17 protein-coding genes and 1 riboswitch are annotated in these 16,118 nt (G+C 68.3%); of the genes, 10 read left to right on the plus strand and 7 right to left on the minus strand.

The genetic code is table 11. The features are described from left to right. Positions 1 to 2: 2 nt before the first annotated feature. Both fghA and ILT43_RS09105 read right to left on the minus strand, forming a co-directional pair. Positions 3 to 836, minus strand: coding sequence for an S-formylglutathione hydrolase (fghA, locus tag ILT43_RS09100; protein ID WP_204198638.1), 834 nt, complete (start codon positions 834 to 836; stop codon positions 3 to 5). Continuing rightward, positions 836 to 1,942 carry an S-(hydroxymethyl)glutathione dehydrogenase/class III alcohol dehydrogenase gene (locus tag ILT43_RS09105; RefSeq protein WP_204198639.1) on the minus strand — a complete coding sequence of 369 codons (1,107 nt, stop codon included), beginning with the start codon at positions 1,940 to 1,942 and terminating at the stop codon, positions 836 to 838. The genes fghA and ILT43_RS09105 overlap by 1 nt, the downstream gene beginning before the upstream one ends. A 203-nt stretch (positions 1,943 to 2,145) precedes the next feature. On the opposite strand from ILT43_RS09105, the gene ILT43_RS09110 reads away from it, so the two are divergent. Continuing rightward, positions 2,146 to 2,508, plus strand: a complete 363-nt coding sequence (locus tag ILT43_RS09110; RefSeq protein WP_204198640.1) for a DUF4440 domain-containing protein — start codon at positions 2,146 to 2,148, stop codon at positions 2,506 to 2,508. 241 nt (positions 2,509 to 2,749) lie between these two features. Here the strand turns inward: ILT43_RS09110 and ILT43_RS09115 are convergent, their stop codons facing one another. The 5 genes from ILT43_RS09115 to cobU form a co-directional block, all read right to left on the minus strand. Then, positions 2,750 to 3,709, minus strand: a complete 960-nt coding sequence (locus ILT43_RS09115; RefSeq protein ID WP_204198641.1) for an FAD:protein FMN transferase — start codon at positions 3,707 to 3,709, stop codon at positions 2,750 to 2,752. A gap of 13 nt (positions 3,710 to 3,722) precedes the next feature. Continuing rightward, positions 3,723 to 4,556 (minus strand): DUF4198 domain-containing protein, encoded by an 834-nt coding sequence (locus ILT43_RS09120; protein WP_204198642.1) that lies wholly within the window; start codon positions 4,554 to 4,556, stop codon positions 3,723 to 3,725. A 10-nt stretch (positions 4,557 to 4,566) separates the two neighbouring features. Continuing rightward, positions 4,567 to 5,037, minus strand: a complete 471-nt coding sequence (locus ILT43_RS09125) for a DUF2271 domain-containing protein (RefSeq protein WP_204198643.1) — start codon at positions 5,035 to 5,037, stop codon at positions 4,567 to 4,569. A gap of 13 nt (positions 5,038 to 5,050) precedes the next feature. After that, positions 5,051 to 5,680, minus strand: coding sequence for a PepSY-associated TM helix domain-containing protein (locus tag ILT43_RS09130; RefSeq protein ID WP_211534446.1), 630 nt, complete (start codon positions 5,678 to 5,680; stop codon positions 5,051 to 5,053). Between the two features lie 95 nt (positions 5,681 to 5,775). Next, positions 5,776 to 6,309: a bifunctional adenosylcobinamide kinase/adenosylcobinamide-phosphate guanylyltransferase gene (gene cobU, locus ILT43_RS09135; RefSeq protein WP_204198645.1), complete on the minus strand. Its 534-nt coding sequence runs from the start codon at positions 6,307 to 6,309 to the stop codon at positions 5,776 to 5,778. Beyond that, positions 6,309 to 6,507, plus strand: a riboswitch (cobalamin riboswitch). Its footprint overlaps the gene before it by 1 nt. 148 nt (positions 6,508 to 6,655) lie before the next feature. Here cobU and ILT43_RS09140 point away from each other — a divergent pair. The 9 genes from ILT43_RS09140 (at position 6,656) to cobT (ending at position 16,118) form a co-directional block, all read left to right on the plus strand. Next, positions 6,656 to 8,602 (plus strand): TonB-dependent receptor plug domain-containing protein, encoded by a 1,947-nt coding sequence (locus tag ILT43_RS09140; RefSeq protein ID WP_425530295.1) that lies wholly within the window; start codon positions 6,656 to 6,658, stop codon positions 8,600 to 8,602. A 2-nt stretch (positions 8,603 to 8,604) separates the two neighbouring features. Continuing rightward, positions 8,605 to 9,576: an aminotransferase class I/II-fold pyridoxal phosphate-dependent enzyme gene (locus ILT43_RS09145; RefSeq protein WP_204198647.1), complete on the plus strand. Its 972-nt coding sequence runs from the start codon at positions 8,605 to 8,607 to the stop codon at positions 9,574 to 9,576. Next, complete coding sequence (gene cobO, locus ILT43_RS09150) at positions 9,573 to 10,184, plus strand: cob(I)yrinic acid a,c-diamide adenosyltransferase (RefSeq protein WP_204198648.1); 612 nt, start codon at positions 9,573 to 9,575, stop codon at positions 10,182 to 10,184. The genes ILT43_RS09145 and cobO overlap by 4 nt, the downstream gene beginning before the upstream one ends. Before the next feature lie 62 nt (positions 10,185 to 10,246). Beyond that, a complete protein-coding gene (locus tag ILT43_RS09155) occupies positions 10,247 to 11,041 on the plus strand; it encodes an ABC transporter substrate-binding protein (RefSeq protein ID WP_204198649.1) in 795 nt (264 codons plus the stop codon). Beyond that, positions 11,038 to 12,003, plus strand: coding sequence for a FecCD family ABC transporter permease (locus ILT43_RS09160; RefSeq protein WP_204198650.1), 966 nt, complete (start codon positions 11,038 to 11,040; stop codon positions 12,001 to 12,003). Before ILT43_RS09155 ends, ILT43_RS09160 begins: the two co-directional genes overlap by 4 nt. After that, positions 12,000 to 12,773, plus strand: a complete 774-nt coding sequence (locus tag ILT43_RS09165) for an ABC transporter ATP-binding protein (protein WP_204198651.1) — start codon at positions 12,000 to 12,002, stop codon at positions 12,771 to 12,773. Before ILT43_RS09160 ends, ILT43_RS09165 begins: the two co-directional genes overlap by 4 nt. Then, positions 12,770 to 13,681, plus strand: coding sequence for an adenosylcobinamide-phosphate synthase CbiB (cbiB, locus tag ILT43_RS09170; protein ID WP_204198652.1), 912 nt, complete (start codon positions 12,770 to 12,772; stop codon positions 13,679 to 13,681). Before ILT43_RS09165 ends, cbiB begins: the two co-directional genes overlap by 4 nt. Further along, the gene (locus ILT43_RS09175; RefSeq protein ID WP_204198653.1) at positions 13,669 to 15,117 is read left to right on the plus strand and encodes a cobyric acid synthase; all 1,449 of its coding nucleotides are present in this window, start codon (positions 13,669 to 13,671) and stop codon (positions 15,115 to 15,117) included. The genes cbiB and ILT43_RS09175 overlap by 13 nt, the downstream gene beginning before the upstream one ends. Continuing rightward, positions 15,114 to 16,118 (plus strand): nicotinate-nucleotide--dimethylbenzimidazole phosphoribosyltransferase, encoded by a 1,005-nt coding sequence (gene cobT / locus ILT43_RS09180; RefSeq protein WP_204198654.1) that lies wholly within the window; start codon positions 15,114 to 15,116, stop codon positions 16,116 to 16,118. The genes ILT43_RS09175 and cobT overlap by 4 nt, the downstream gene beginning before the upstream one ends.

Raw genomic sequence — 16,118 nt, forward strand, 5'->3', positions numbered from 1 at the left:
GGCTAGCGCCGCAGACGCGCCGCCGCCCACGCCACATGGTCCGCCATGAAGGTGGAAATGAAATTGTAGCTATGGTCGTACCCCTTCTGCATCCGCAGCGTCAGCGGGATGCCCGCCGCGTCGCACGCCGCACGCAGCAGGTCCGGGCGCAACTGCTCGGCCAGGAAGCTGTCGGCATCGCCCTGATCGACCAGTAAATCCGGTAATCGCGCGCCGTCCTCGATCAGCGCCACCGCGTCGTGCCCGCGCCACGCCGTCCGGTCGTCGCCCAGATACCCGCCCAGCGCCTTTTCGCCCCACGGCACCTGCGACGGCGCGACGATCGGGGCGAAAGCGCTGACGCTGCGGAAACGATCGGGGTTGCGAAGGGCGATCGTCAGCGCGCCGTGACCGCCCATCGAATGGCCGGTGATCCCCTGCGCCGCCATGTCGACCGGAAACCCGGCGGCGATCAGCGCCGGCAGTTCGTCCTCGATATAGGACCGCATCCGGAAATGCGGCGACCAGGGTGCCTGCGTCGCATCGACGTAGAAGCCAGCACCTTGCCCCATATCCCATGCCGGATCGTCGGCCACACCGTCGCCGCGCGGCGACGTATCGGGGGCGACGAAGACGATGCGGTGCTCGGCGCAGGCGGCGCGATACTCGCCCTTGTCGGTGACGTTGGCGTGCGTGCAGGTCAGGCCGGACAGATACCAGAGCACGGGCAGCGTCTCGCCCGCTTCATGCTCCGGTACGAACACGGAGAAGGTCATGTCGGTGCCCGTCGCGGACGAGGCATGCCGGTACACGCCCTGAGTCCCGCCATGCGCCCTGGCGGTCGACAGCGTCTCCATCAGTAGATCACCACGCTGCGGATGCTCTCCCCGGCGTGCATCAGGTCGAAACCCGTGTTGATCTCGTCCAGCGTCAGGCGATGAGTAATCATCGGGTCGATCTGGATCATGCCGTCCATGTACCAGTCGACGATCTTCGGCGTGTCCGTCCGCCCGCGTGCGCCGCCGAACGCGGTGCCGCGCCAGTTGCGGCCGGTGACGAGCTGGAACGGCCGCGTGCTGATCTCCTTGCCCGCCTCCGCCACGCCGATGATGATGCTGGTGCCCCAGCCGCGGTGGCAGCATTCCAGCGCCTGCCGCATTACGTCGGTGTTGCCGGTGGCGTCGAAGCTGTAATCCGCACCACCATCGGTCAGCGCGACGATATGCTGGACGATATCGCCGACATCGCGCGGGTTGGCGAAGTGCGTCATGCCGAAGCGGCGACCCCAATCCTCGCGGTCGGGGTTGATGTCGACCCCGACGATCATCTTCGCCCCCGCCAGCTTCGCGCCCTGGATGACGTTCAGCCCGATGCCGCCCAGCCCGAACACCACGACGGTGTCGCCGACCTGCACCTTGGCGGTGTTGACCACCGCGCCGACGCCGGTCGTCACGCCGCAGCCGACATAGCAGCTGGTGTCGAACGGCGCGTCCTTGCGGATGTTCGCAACCGCGATCTCCGGCAGCACCGTGAAGTTCGAGAAGGTCGAACAGCCCATATAGTGGAAGATCGGCTGGCCCTTGTAGCTGAAGCGGGTGGTGCCGTCCGGCATCAGCCCCTTGCCCTGCGTCGCGCGGATCGCGGTGCACAGGTTGGTCTTCTGCGACAGGCACGACTTACACTGGCGACATTCGGGCGTGTAGAGCGGGATGACGTGATCGCCGACCGCGACACTGGTCACCCCCGCGCCGATCTCGCGCACGATGCCCGCGCCCTCATGGCCCAGCACGCTGGGGAACAGCCCCTCGCTGTCGAGCCCGTCGAGCGTATAGGCGTCGGTGTGGCAGATACCGGTCGCCATGATCTCGACCAGCACTTCGCCGGCCTGAGGCCCCTCCAGATCGAGCTCGACGATCTCGAGCGGCTTCTTAGCCTCGAATGCGACGGCGGCGCGGGTCTTCATGATCGGTATCCTCGGACTTGATCGTGGCGGAATAGGGCCCTCGGTCGCGGGCGGCTAGATATTTGGCGCGCTTCAGGCGGCTTAGCCCTCCAATCGTCGAGGAACCTAGGTGTCCGACGTGCCGATAACCCAAAGGGTTACGGACCCAATCGCCGGACCTGTCGTTCCCGATCCGATGCCAGCAACGGCACGGGAGAAGAGCGATGGACGACGATCGGGTATGGAGCTTCGAGGAAAGCCTGTGGACCGCCGATGCGGAGCATTACCGCGAGTCGATCGATGACGAATGCCTGATGGTCCTGCCCACGCCGCCCTTCGTCATGAGCGGTGCGCAGGCGATCGAGGCGGTCGCCTCGACGCCGCGCTGGTCTTCGGTCGAACTCACCGAGCGGCGGGTTTCCCGTCCTCAGGAAGGCCTGATCGTCGTCGCCTATCGCGCCCGCGCCGAAAAGGATGGGGAGGGGTATGAGGCGCACTGCACCTCCACCTATCGATGGCTGGCCCATGAGGTCTGGAAGGTCGTCCAGCACCAGCAGACGCCGCCGCTAACCTCGACGGTGGGCTGATCCCGGACTGGCAATGTTGGAGAAAGCGGATCATGCCATGATCCGCTGTTTCTCATCGTTGCCGATCCCCTGCCTCTCTCCCGTCACGGCGAGCGAAGCGAAGCCATCCAGGCACGGACGCGCGGTTCTGGATCGCTCGCCGCTTAACTCCTCACCGTGAGGGGGACGAATGCGCGACACGGGTCACGCGGATCAGGTTTCGGCACAGCGTCGCGAAACGCCGCATTGGACTAACCTTAGCCTAACCTTCCAGCATGGCAGTGAGTGCTGGCGTCAGCCCTTCGCCATCATCAGTCAAAATTCTGGCAGCGATCCCATGCACTTCCGCAACTGCGAGGGTGGCCGGCCCGCCCACCGTCAGCGCCGTCGCCCAGGCATCCGCGATCATCGCCGACGGATGCAGGACGCTGACCGACTTTACGCCGCGATTCGCCGGCCGCCCCGTCCGCGGATCGAGATTGTGATCGCCGCGCCGGTAATTGCCCGATGTCGCCACTGCCAGCCCGTGCAGCGCCACGCGTAGCGGCTCGACCTTCACGCCCGGCGGAATCTCCAGATCGACCCACCACGGCTCGCCGTCAGGGCGGACACCACGGCCGACCAACTCGCCGCCGATCTCGACCAGCATATGCCGCACGCCGTGCTCCGCCAGCATGTTCGCTACCGTATCGACGGCGAACCCCTTGGCGATCCCTGAAAGATCGAGCGCCAGCCCCCCCGGCTGGCACAGCCGCCGGGCGGCCGGGTCAAAGCGCAGCCTCTGCCAGCCTGACACTCGCATCGCCGCATCGATCGCCGCCTCGTTCGGAGCGCCCGGCACCGGCGCAGGACCGAAGCCCCAAATGTCGACCAACCGCCCAATCGCCGGATCGAACGCACCGTCCGTGATCTCGGCGATGCGCAACGCCGCCGCGACGACATGCGCGAAGTCGGGCGGCAGAACGGTCCAGGTTCCCCGCGCCGCCCGGTTGAACCGCGACAGATGCGAACTCGCCTCCCAGTGGCTCATCTCCGCGACGATGCCGTCCAGCCGCGCGACGATCGCCGCCCGGATCGCTATCAGGCCGCATCGCGGCGGCGGGACCAGGCGCACGCTCCACGTCGTGCCCATCGTCTCGCCGTCGAGATCGACGACCAGGGCGGTCGAGTCCAGCCCGACGAACGCTGCCGGATCGATCGCCGCCGGAACGGCGATCAGCATGAAATTGGACGCATCAGGGCGTCAGCACTTCCAGCGTCGTGACATAGCTCATCCGCCGCTGCGTCGCGCGCGGCGTCATGGTCTTGGCGTCGGTCGCCGTCGCGTTCAGCCAGTACATGCCGGCGCTCGGCCACGTCACGCTCAGCACACCATCCGCGCCGGTGGTCAGCTCCATCGCGCCCTCGGCATCCCGATAGCGCTTGCCGCCGGGAATGACGGTGACCTTCAGGTTCGCGGCGGCCTTGCCGTCGATCAGGAACCGGAACTTCGCCGCCTCGCCCGACACCAGCTCGTCCGGATGCGTGATCGGGGCCATCTCCAGCCCCGTGTTCGTCGGAGCGAAGACGGTCGTGGTCGGCTCGCCCGCCGTCACGAAGATCTCGTTGCGGGTTGAGCTTTCGGTCAGCTTCACGTCGGTCGCATCGGCGGGAATGTCGGCGACGGTCAGCGGCGCGGGCATGCCGGGACGCGGCGGCCCGCCACGACCTCCGACGCGCTTCTCCTCGCCATTGACCTTGAAGCTGCCCATCACGCCCGACATCGCCGTGCCGATCTTCCACGTCCCCGGCTTGTTGAGCTGCACGTCGAAGGTCGAGCGATAGCGACCCGTCGATCCGTTCTGAAGCTGGCCGGCGCTGCCGTCCGGCTGCCACACCTTCATCTGCTCCAGCCGCAGCGGCTGGTGGTCGAAGAAGAACAGGTCGTTCGACACCGCGGCGTCGACCGTGACCCAGCTTTCCGTTCCCGACACGACGGTCGCGGAGGGGAGCATCCACATCCGGTGCGCGGAGGCGGCGGCGGGGATCGCCAGCGCGGCGGCGGCGATCATCAGGTGCGATAGCTTCATGGGAGTATCCTCAGCGAGTGACGGCGACGGCGCCGAGTTCGGACTTGCCCGTGGCGCGGCCACCGGCTGCGGTGATGGGCACGGAGACGAGTTCGCGGCCGCCGGTTTCGCGGGCGGCCTCCACGTTCAGCACATACTGGCCGGGCTTGATATCGGCGGGCAGGGGGATGGTGTACTGGCCGGGCGTGCGCGTCGCGCCGCTGACACCGTCCGCCGGCAGTTTCAGCGAGCGGCCACCCTTGCGCCACCACGCGCGCAGGTCGGACAGCCACTTGGTGCCCGGCTCGTTGCCCTTCTTCTTCACGTCGTACCACACCGCCAGCGTCCGCGCCGCGCCGCCACCGACCGGCTCCAGCCAGATCGCCACATAGGGGCGGTGATATTCGGCGACGTTCAGGCGCGGCACGGTGACCGTGACGGTACCCGCGACCGCCGGGGCGGACACCGCGCCGGCGAGCAGGACGAGGGAGGACGGACGCATCGGATGGAGCCCCTTAATGAATAAACACGATGGCGATGACGACCGGCAGCGCCAGCCCGGCCGCGACGATCGGCCAGGTCGACGGCCGGCGATGGGCGTGAAGCTGGAGCAGCAGCAGCCCGGTCAGCGTGAACAGGATGCACGCCCCCGCGAACACGTCGATGAACCAGAACCACGCCGTGCCGGAATTGCGGCCCTTGTGCAGGTCGTTGAGGTACGACACCCAGCCGCGATCCGTGACCTCCGCGGTGATCTTGCCGCTGCCGCGATCGATGCTCACCCACGCGTCGCCGCCGGGGCGCGGCAGCGCCACATACACGTCGGCGTCGGACCACTCGCCCGGCTTGCCGGCGGGATCGAGATCGACCGAGCGTGCAACCGCGGCAGCGACGGCGGGCGGCAGTATCGTGTCGACGCTGGGCTTCGCCAACTGCTTCAGCAGCGGTGCGGGCAGGGTGCCGGACTTCTCCGTTACCACCGGCGTCGCGCCGATCGATGCGGCATGGTTGAGCGTGATGCCGGTGACCGAGAACAACAGCATGGCGACGAGCGACACCGCCGCGCTGACCCAGTGCCAGGTGTGCAGTTGTTTCAGCCACCACGTCTTCCACTTGCGACGCGGCTTCCCCTTCGGTGCGGAGATGCCGGACGCGGCGTGGATGGGCGTGACCTGATTCACCACCGCCGACTACCGGTTCGTCGCGACTTGCTCAATAGCTATTGCGAGTGATTATCAAATTATTTGAGCTTTAATTCCAGCCCGGCCATCATCAGCAGCACAGTGTCGGCCGCCACTGCCACGCGCTGGTTCATGCGCCCCGCGATGTCGCGGAACCGGCGGGCGAGCGCGTTGTCGGGCACGATACCCATGCCGACCTCGTTGCTGACGAGCACGATCGAGCAGGGTGCAGCGGCCAGCGCCGCCAGCAGCCGGTCGGTCGCCGCATCGGCATCCGCGTCCGTCAGCAACAGGTTACTCGCCCATAGTGTCAGGCAGTCGACCAGCAGCACCGATGCCCCATGTGCTTCGCGCCCGATCGCCTCGGGCAGATCGACCGGGCACTCTACCGTCCGCCAACCCATGCCACGGTCGGCGCGGTGGCGGGCAATGCGCTCGCGCATTTCATCGTCGAAGGCCTGCGCCGTCGCCAGATAGGTCCGCATGGGCGACGCGGCTTCGGCAATGGCCTGTGCCCGCGCGCTCTTGCCCGACCGTGCGCCGCCGATCACCAGCGTCACGCGTCCCACTTGCCCGATCCCGCCGCTGCTCATAAGGGGCCTATGCGACAGGTTCCCAGGAATGGGAATAATAGGGAATGCGGAAGCGGGGAACGTCCCCGTCATCCGCAGCTGTCCCCGCAACTGTGACCGGACAGCGGTCGCTCCATTATGCCACTGGCCTCGGCCGGGAAGGCGGAGCGAGCGCGACGACCCGGGAGCCAGGAGACCTGCCTGTCGCGGTCGGTCCTTTGCGCGGACGGGGTGTTCAGCGCGATCGGGGAGAATTCCTCGCGAGACGGCATCGAACGGGGTGGCGCGCGTGGACTTGTCCGCGAGCGGCATCGTGCCTGTCGGTCTTCCGTCGGCGCGCGCGACCCCTTGTTGTTGACAGGGGAATATCGTGACCAAGACTTATCTATCGCTCATCGCCGCGCTTGCCGTGGCGGCACCCGCCGCCGCGCAGGAAATTCGCGACAACGCCAATGCCGTCACCACGCAGGGGAGTGCCGGCGACACGATCGTCGTCACCGCCAACCGTACCGCGACGCCGATCGGCCGGGTCGGCCAGTCGATCACCGTACTGGACGCCGACATCATCCGCGAACGTCAGGCCCAGTCGGTGTCCGACCTGCTGCGCACCGTTCCGGGCGTGACGATCGCGCGCAACGGTGGTGTCGGCACCAGCACGTCGGTGTTCATCCGCGGCGCGGAGAGCGACCAGACCGTCGCGCTGATCGACGGCGTGAAGCTGAACGATCCATCCTCGACCGGCGGCAGCTACAATTTCGGCAACCTGCTGATCGGCAATATCGAGCGGATCGAGGTGCTGCGCGGGCCGTCCTCCGTGATCTGGGGCAGTCAGGCGATCGGCGGCGTCGTCAACCTGATCACGACGCAGCCGACGGAGAAGCTGACCGTCAACGCCCGCGGCGAATACGGCTATCGCGACACCGCGCAGGGGGTGGTTAACATCGCCGGCAAGGCGGGCCCGCTGTCGGCCAGCGCGGGCGGCGGCTATTTCCGCACCGACGGCATCTCCGCCTTCAACGAGGATCGCGGCGGCACGGAGAAGGACGGGTATCGCAATTACGGCGCGAACCTGAACCTGAACCTCGCGATCACCGATGCGATCTCGGTCGACGCGCGCGGTTATTATTCGAACGGCCGCGTCGGCATCGACGGCTTCCCCGCCCCGACCTTCGCGTTCGGCGACACGCGCGAATACGGGAAGACGCGCGACCTGATCGGCTATGGCGGGCTGAACGTCGCGCTGTTCGACGGAGCATTGCGCAACCGCTTCGGCTATGCGCGCACCGACACGCGCCGCCGCAACTATGATCCGGACGGCACGCCCGTCGAGACGTTCGCCGGCGACGGGGACAACACCCGCCTCGAATATCAGGGCGTCGCGGACATCATGGACGCGGTGCAGGCGACGTTCGGTGTGGAGCGCGAGGTGTCGCGCTTCACCAGCAGCAGCTATGGCGGGCCGGAGACGGTCGGCCGGGCGCGCATCTTCAGCGTCTACGGGCAGGTGTCGGTGACGCCGGTCGTCGGTCTGACGCTGACCGGCGGTGCGCGTCAGGACGATCACAATCTGTTCGGCGGCAAGACCAGCCTGGCGGGCAGCGGCGTCTATTCGCCCAACGGCGGCGCGACGACGCTCCGCGCCAGCTACAGCGAGGGCTTCAAGGCGCCGACCCTGTACCAGTTGCAAAGCGAATACGGCAACGCGGCCCTGACGCCGGAGCGCGCCAAGGGTTGGGACGCCGGCGTCACGCAACGCGCGCTGGACGGCGCGGTCGAGGCAAGCGCGACCTACTTCCACCGCAACTCGCGCGACCTGATCAATTTCATATCGTGCCCCGCGCCACTCACCGGAATCTGCACGGGACGCCCGAACGGCACCTACGACAACGTCGCGCGGGCGACCGCGGAAGGTGTCGAGGTCGGCATCACGCTGCGTCCGGTCGAGCCGCTCCGCTTCCAGGCGAACTACAGCTGGATCGATGCCGAGAACCGCTCCGCGGGCACCGCGAACTTCGGCCGCAAGCTGGTGCGCCGCCCCAGCCAGAGCGTGAACGCCTCGATCGACTATCGCTGGCCGTTCGGGCTGGAGACGGGGGCGACCGTCACCAGCGTCGGGTCGAGCTTCGACACCGCCAACAATTCGCGCAAGGTGCAGGGTTACGTGCTCGCCGACATCCGCGCCGCGGTCCCTATCACGCAGCAGGTGCAGGTCTATGGCCGGGTCGAGAACCTGTTCGACGAGCAATCTGAGACGATCTTCCGCTACGGCACCTATGGCCGCGCCGCTTATGTCGGCGTCCGCCTGAGCTACTGACGGTGGGCGCCGCCCGCGTCCCGATCGCGCCGTTCGCCGAACATGGCGGACGGATCGATCGTGCGCGGGCGGCAATGCCGGCGGTGCGCGACTGGATCGACCTGTCGACCGGGCTTGCACCGTGGTCGTACCCCGCACAGGTGGACGCGGCGATGCTGGAGCGGCTGCCCGATCCGGCGGCGCTCGCGGCGCTGGAGCAAAGCGCTGCGGCGGCGTTCGGCAGCCATCCGGCACGGACGGTCGCGGTGCCGGGCAGCGATCTCGCGCTGCGGCTGCTGGGGCAGATGCTGCCCGGTCGCGCTGCCGTGCTGGGGCGCGGCTATTCCGGGCATGTGGCGATGTGGCCGGTGACGCCCGAGCGGATCGCTGCGCCGGAGAATTACGACGCGGGCACCCTGATCCTGGCGCGACCGAACAATCCCGACGGTGCGATGATCGCGGTCGAGCGGTTGCCACGAACCGGCACGGTGATCGTCGACGAGGCGTTCGTCGATGCAACGCCGTCCGACAGTCTGGCTGGTGAGGAGACCTCGGGGCTGATCGTGCTGCGCTCGTTCGGCAAATTTTACGGGCTGGCGGGGCTGCGGCTCGGCTTCGTGATCGCGCCTGAGGGCGTCTGCGCCGGTCTGCGTCGCCTCCTCGGCGACTGGCCGATCGGCAGCATGGCGACCACGATCGGCACTGCGGCATATCGCGACACCGCCTGGCAAAGCGCGCAGTACGAGCGGCTGCATGTCGCGATGTCCCGCCTCGATGCGCTGCTGACCGCTGCCGGTCTGACGATCGCGGGCGGCACGCCATTTTTTCGGCTGGTGGAGACGCCGGCGCGTGACGCGCTGTTCGCGCATCTGCTGGCGGCGGGCATCCTGACGCGCCCGTTCACCGACCGGCCGCACCATCTGCGGCTCGGCTTGCCGCGCGATGACGACTGGCCGACACTCACGAAGGCGCTGGCGCAATGGAGCGGATCATGACCGACGAAACCGAGGATTATTCCCGCCACAATGCCCGCATGGCGCGGGTGCAGGCGGCGCGCGCAAAGATCCAGGCACGGCACACGCTGGAGCGCGGCCTGCTGATCGTCCACACCGGCAACGGCAAGGGGAAATCGTCCAGCGCGTTCGGCATGGCGATCCGTAGCCTGGGCTGGGGCATGAAGGTCGGCATTGTCCAGTATGTGAAGGGATCGTGGGAGACGGGCGAGAAGACCTTCTTTCAGGCGAACCCCGACCTGCTGACGTTCGAGGTAATGGGCGAGGGCTTCACCTGGGACACGCAGGACCGCGCCCGAGACATCGCAGCCGCGCGCGCCGCTTGGGAACGGTCGAAGGCGCTGATCCTCGACCCGGACTATGATTTCGTGATCCTCGATGAACTGAACATCGTGCTGCGCATGGATACGCTGCCGATCGCGGAAATCGTGGAGTTCCTGAAGGAGCGCCCGCTCACCAAACATATCTGCATCACCGGACGCAGCGCGAAACCGGAACTGCTGGAGATCGCCGATCTCGTGACGGAATTTCAGGAGGTGAAGCATCCGTTCAAGGCCGGGTTCAAGGCGCAGAAGGGCGTTGAATACTGATGGGGATCTCCAGCTTCCCGAAGTCCCTCCGCTCCAGCGGAGGGGTGGGGCCTGCGTGGAGATTGGCGGCGGTCCTCCCCCTCCTCGCGATCGGCGCAACGCCAGCCCGCCCGCCGCGGATCGTGTCGATCAACCCCTGCATCGACGCCGTGCTGATGCAGGTCGCCGACCGGTCGCAGATCGCGGCGATCAGTCATTACTCGCAGGACGTCCGCGCGACATCGATCCCGGTCGCGCTCGCCAACCGTTTCAAGGCGACCTCCGGCACCGCTGAGGAAGTCGTCGCGCTCAGACCCGATCTGGTGCTGAGCGGCGCGCATGTCGCGCCGTCGACGATCGCCGCGCTGAAGCGGATGAACATCTCGCTGATCCAGTATCCCGTGCCCGAGACCGTGGCCGAAAGCGTCGCGCAGGTCCGCGACATCGCCGTGAAGACCGGCCACGCCGCACGCGGCGAGGCGCTGGCAACACGGATCGCGGCGGCCGCGACGCATTTGCACGGCGCGGCGGTGCCAGCCTTGATCTGGCAGGGCGGCGGGCTGGTTCCGGGCACCGGGACGCTGGCCGACGACCTGCTGGCGCGTGCCGCATTCCGTAACATGAGTGCGGTATACGGCCTGAAGCAGTGGGACGTGCTGCCGCTGGAATATCTGATCGCCAAACCGCCGCGCGTGCTGTTTTCCGTCGGAGCCGCGGAGGTCGGGGGCGACCGCATGACCAGCCACCGGGCGGTCCGCGATCTGACCAAGCATATCGTCGTCGCACCCTATCCGACGCGGCTGCTGAGTTGCGGCGGGCCGACGATCATCGATGCGATGCGCGTGCTGAAATCGACGCGTGCGGGGATCAGGGCATGAACCGGCTTGGGTTGTTTCTCCTGCTGATCGGCTGTCTTGCCGCCGCCGCATTATCGGTCGCGGCGGGGAAGGTCTGGGTGCCGCTCGATGCGTGGACCGCTGCCGATCCGCGTTCGATCATCATCGTCGAACTTCGCCTGCCGCGCACCGTGCTGGCGCTGACGATCGGGGCGGCGCTGGGGCTGTCGGGCGCGGTGATGCAGGGATATCTGCGGAATCCGCTGGCCGATCCGGGATTGCTCGGCGTGTCGCCGGGTGCGGCGTTCGGCGCGGTGATGTCGCTGTACTTCGGTTACGCAGCGCAGGCGTGGCTGCTGCCGATCTTCGCACTCGCGGGCGCGGCGACGGCGATGGCGCTGTTGGCGCTGATCGCCGGCCGATCCGCCAGTCTGGTGCTGTTCACGCTGGCGGGTCTCGTCATCACCAATATCGCCGGATCACTGACGGCGCTGGCGATCAGCCTCGCGCCGACGCCGTTCGTCGCGTCGGAAATCATCACCTGGCTGAACGGAGCGCTGACCGACCGCAGTTGGGACGATGTGAAGCTCGCGCTGCCACTGGCGCTGGCCGGCGCGGCGATCCTGGCGACGACGGCGCGATCGCTCGATGCGCTGACGCTGGGCGAGGGTGCGGCCCGCAGCATGGGCGTCGACCCGCGCCGCTTGCAGGCGGCGGTGATCGCCGGCACCGCGCTGACGGTCGGCGCGTCGGTGGCCGCGGCCGGAGTGATCGGCTTCATCGGGCTGATGGTGCCGCATCTGGTGCGGCCGTTCGCCGGTAATCGACCGGGGGCGATCCTGTTGCCGTCCGCGCTCGGCGGAGCGTTGCTGCTCACGTTGGCCGATGCGATGGTGCGGATCGCGCCGACCGTCAGCGAGTTGCGGCTGGGCATCGTCATGTCGATGCTCGGCGGGCCGTTCTTCCTCGCGCTGCTGCTGCGCATGCGGAAGGGATTGGCATGAGCCTGTCGGTCGAAACGCTGGCGGTCACGATCGGCGACAAGCGCCTGCTGAACGAGGTGTCGGTTGCCTTCGCGAGTGGCCACGTCACCGCCATCCTCGGGCCGAACGGCGCAGGCAAGTCGACGCTGATGGCGTGCCTTGCGGGTTTGATGCAGCCGACCGGCGGGCGCGTGCTGCTCGACGATCGGCCACGGGGCGATTTCGAGCGGCGCGATCTCGCACGGCGTGTCGGCTATCTCCCGCAGGAGGCGGACGTTCACTGGAACGTCGATGTCGCCACCTTAGTCGGGCTGGGCCGCTTTCCGCATCGCGGTCGCTGGGGTGAGACGCCCGAGGATCGTGATGCGGTGACGCGCGCGATGGCGGCAACCGACGTGGGTGGTTTTGCCAAGCGGGGCGTGTCGACGCTGTCGGGTGGCGAGCGGGCGCGCGTGCTGTTGGCGCGCGTGCTGGCGGGGGAGCCGGACTGGCTGCTCGCGGACGAGCCGCTCGCGAACCTCGACCCGGCGCATCAGCTGGATGGCCTCGATGCGCTGCGACGCGTGGCCGCGGCGGGCGCGGGGGTGATCGTCGTGCTGCACGATCTGAACCACGCCGCGCGCGTGGCCGACGACGTGCTACTGCTACGCGACGGCAGGGTGGTGGCGTTCGGGCCGCCCGATCAGGTGCTGACCCGCGATCTGGTCGCGGCGACATACGGCGTCGATACGCATGTCGGCGTCGCGCCCGGCGGTCGCCGCTTCCTGATCCCGACCGAGCGTTTGGCGTGATCGTGCTGCTGCCCGAGGCGTTGCTGGCCGCGCTGATGATCGAGGCGGCGGTGGGCTATCCGGGCTGGCTGTTCGCGCGAATCGGGCATCCGGTGACGTGGTGCGGCGCGCTGATCGCGGTGTTGGAGACGACGTGGAATGGCGGTCGGGCGCGGCGCGGCAAGGGCGTATTGCTGCTGGTCATGCTGGTCGGCGTGACCGGTGGCAGCGCCTATGTGGTGCAGGCGTTCGCGCCGGTGTGGCTGGTGGTGGGCCTCGCCACGACCGGTTTGGCGCAGCGCAGCCTGTACGATCACGCTCGCCGGGTCGAACGGCCGCTCGCGGCCGGTGACTTGCCCGCTGCGCGAGCCGCGGTCGCGATGATCGTCGGGCGCGACGTGGACACGCTAGACGAGGCGGGCGTCGCCACCGCCGCGATCGAGAGCGTGGCGGAGAGTTTCTGCGACGGCGTCGTCGCGCCCGCTTTCTGGTTTTTGATCGCGGGACTGCCGGGGCTCGCGATCTGCAAGGCGATCAACACGGCGGACTCGATGATCGGGCACAAGGACGATCGTTATCGCGCATTCGGTTGGGCAGCCGCGCGGGCCGACGATATCGTGAACGTCGTCCCGGCGCGGATCGCGGGCGCGCTGATCTGCCTTGTCGGCGCTGGTGGTGTCGGGACGATGCTGCGCGACGCTGCAAAGCACGCATCGCCGAATGGTGGCTGGCCGGAGGCGGCGATGGCGGGCGTGCTGCGGCGACGGCTCGGCGGTACCGTGAGCTATGACGGGGAGCCTGCGGATCGCGCCGTGCTGGGGGTGGGGCCTGCACCCGATGCGGACGACCTGACGCGGGCGTTGCGGCTATATTGTGCGGCCTGCCTGGCCCTGTGGATCGGTGCGGGAGCCATCGCATGGGCGCGGTGATGTTGCAGGGCACTGGGTCGGATGTCGGCAAGTCGGTGCTGGTCGCCGGCCTTTGCCGCCTGTTCGCGAATCGCGGTTTGCGGGTGCGTCCGTTCAAGCCACAGAATATGTCCAACAACGCCGCGGTCACGGCGGACGGTGGCGAGATCGGGCGCGCACAGGCGTTGCAAGCGATCGCGTGCCGTACCCCGCTGACGGTGGACATGAACCCCGTCCTCATCAAGCCATCGTCGGACACGGGCGCGCAGGTCGTCGTCCACGGCCGCGTGCTCGGCAATCTGCGCGCGGGCGAATTTCAGCAGCGCAAGGCGGCTTTGCTGGATGCGGTGCTGCAATCCTACGCCCGGCTGCGAAGCGACGCCGATCTCGTCATCGTCGAGGGAGCCGGCAGCCCCGCGGAGATCAACCTGCGCCGTGGCGATATCGCCAACATGGGCTTCGCGCGCGCCGCCGACGTTCCCGTGCTGCTGGTCGGCGATATCGATCGCGGCGGCGTCATCGCCTCGATCGTCGGTACGCGTGCGGTGCTCGACATGGAGGACGCGGCGATGATTCGGGGCTTCCTCATTAACAAGTTCCGGGGCGATCCGGCGCTGTTCGCGGACGGTTACGCGGAGATCGAACGGCGTAGCGGCTGGCGGGGTCTGGGTGTGGTACCGTGGCTGGCGGCGGCACGGCGCCTGCCGGCGGAGGACGCCGTGGTGCTCGACCGGACGCATCATGCCGATGGCGATACGGTCGTGGCGGTGCCGATGCTGTCGCGGATCGCCAATTTCGACGATTTCGATCCGGTGCTGCACGAACCGGGCGTGCGGCTCGCGATGGTACCGCCGGGCGAACCCTTGCCTGCCAATGCGGACCTGATCGTGATCCCCGGCACCAAGGCGACGATCGCGGATCTGGCGTTCCTTCGCGCGCAGGGGTGGGACATCGACATCGCCGCGCACATCCGCCGCGGCGGACGCGTGCTGGGTATCTGCGGCGGCTACCAGATGCTCGGCGAGACGATCGCCGATCCGGACGGCGTGGAGGGCGCGGCGGAGACGGTGCGCGGGCTTGGCCATTTGCCCGTCGCTACGACGCTGACCGGCGATAAGCGGCTGACGGAGGTGAGCGGCGTCGCCGTCGCGGGCGGCGCGCCGTTCCGCGGATACGAGATCCATGTCGGACGCAGCGTGGCGCGGGCCGGCACCACGCCGCTGCTGCGTCTTGCGGACGGCGGCACGGACGGCGCGATGTCGGCGGACGGCCGCGTTGCCGGCTGCTACGTCCACGGCCTTTTCGACCACCCCGCCCAGCGCGCCGCGTGGCTTGGCCGATCGGACGGCATCGATCAGGCGCAACGCGTCGATGCCGCCCTGGACGAACTCGCCGCCGGCCTTGCCGAGCATATCGACGTAAACGCCCTGATGACGATCGCCGGAGTTGCAGCATGATCGACGTGGAAGCCGTCCGAAAGCACCTCGATGCCTTGGCAAAACCGCCACGCAGCATGGGCCGGCTGGAAGATCTGGCGTGTCAACTTGCGGTCGTGCAGCAACGGCTTGATCCGGTGACCCGCCCGCGCCGCGTGGTGCTGTTCGCGGGCGATCACGGGGTGGTCGCGAGCGGCGTCTCAGCTTGGCCGTCCGCTGTCACCGGCATGATGGTCGCGACGATCGCGGGCGGTCGCGCGACGAGCAGCGCGCTGGCGAAGGCACAGGATTGCGACCTGCGGCTGATCGATGTCGGCGTCATCGATCCACCTTCCCTGGTAGCCGATTTCGCGCGCATCGCCGCCATCGCCCCCGGTACCTCCGATCTGGCGGACGGGCCGGCGATGACGGTGCAGCAGTTCGACGCGGCGTGGGCGATCGGCGCGGAGGAGGCGGAAGCGGCTTTGGCCGGGGGCCACCGCGTGCTGATCGCCGGAGAAATGGGCATCGGTAACACCACGCCCGCCGCGTGTCTGACCGTGCTGCTCGCCGATGCGCCGGTCGATGGGGCGGTGGGTCGCGGCGCGGGAGCGGACGACGCCATGATGACGAGGAAGGTACGGATCGTTACGGCCGCGACCGCTCGCGCGCGGGCCATGCTGGACGCCGATCCGCGCGCCGCAATCGCGGCGGTGGCGGGGTTCGAGATCGCCGCGATGGCGGGCTTCTTCGCGGCCGCTGCAGGGGGCGGCGCGACTCTGCTGCTCGACGGCTATGTCGCGACCGCGGGGGCGTTGATCGCCGAGCGGCTGGCACCCGGCACGGCCCGCACGATGATCGCGGCCCATCGCTCCGCGGAACCCGGCCATGCCGCCGCGCTCGCGCATCTCGGGCTGGAGCCGCTGCTCGAATGGGATATGCGCCTGGGGGAGGGGAGCGGCGCATTGGTTGCCTTGCCCCTGCTCGACAGCGCGGCGGCCCTGCTGTCGGGCGTCGCGACGCTCGCGGAGATCGGGGCCTGA

The organism is Sphingomonas longa, from assembly GCF_016892685.1.
GTDB classification, from domain to species: domain Bacteria; phylum Pseudomonadota; class Alphaproteobacteria; order Sphingomonadales; family Sphingomonadaceae; genus Sphingomonas; species Sphingomonas longa.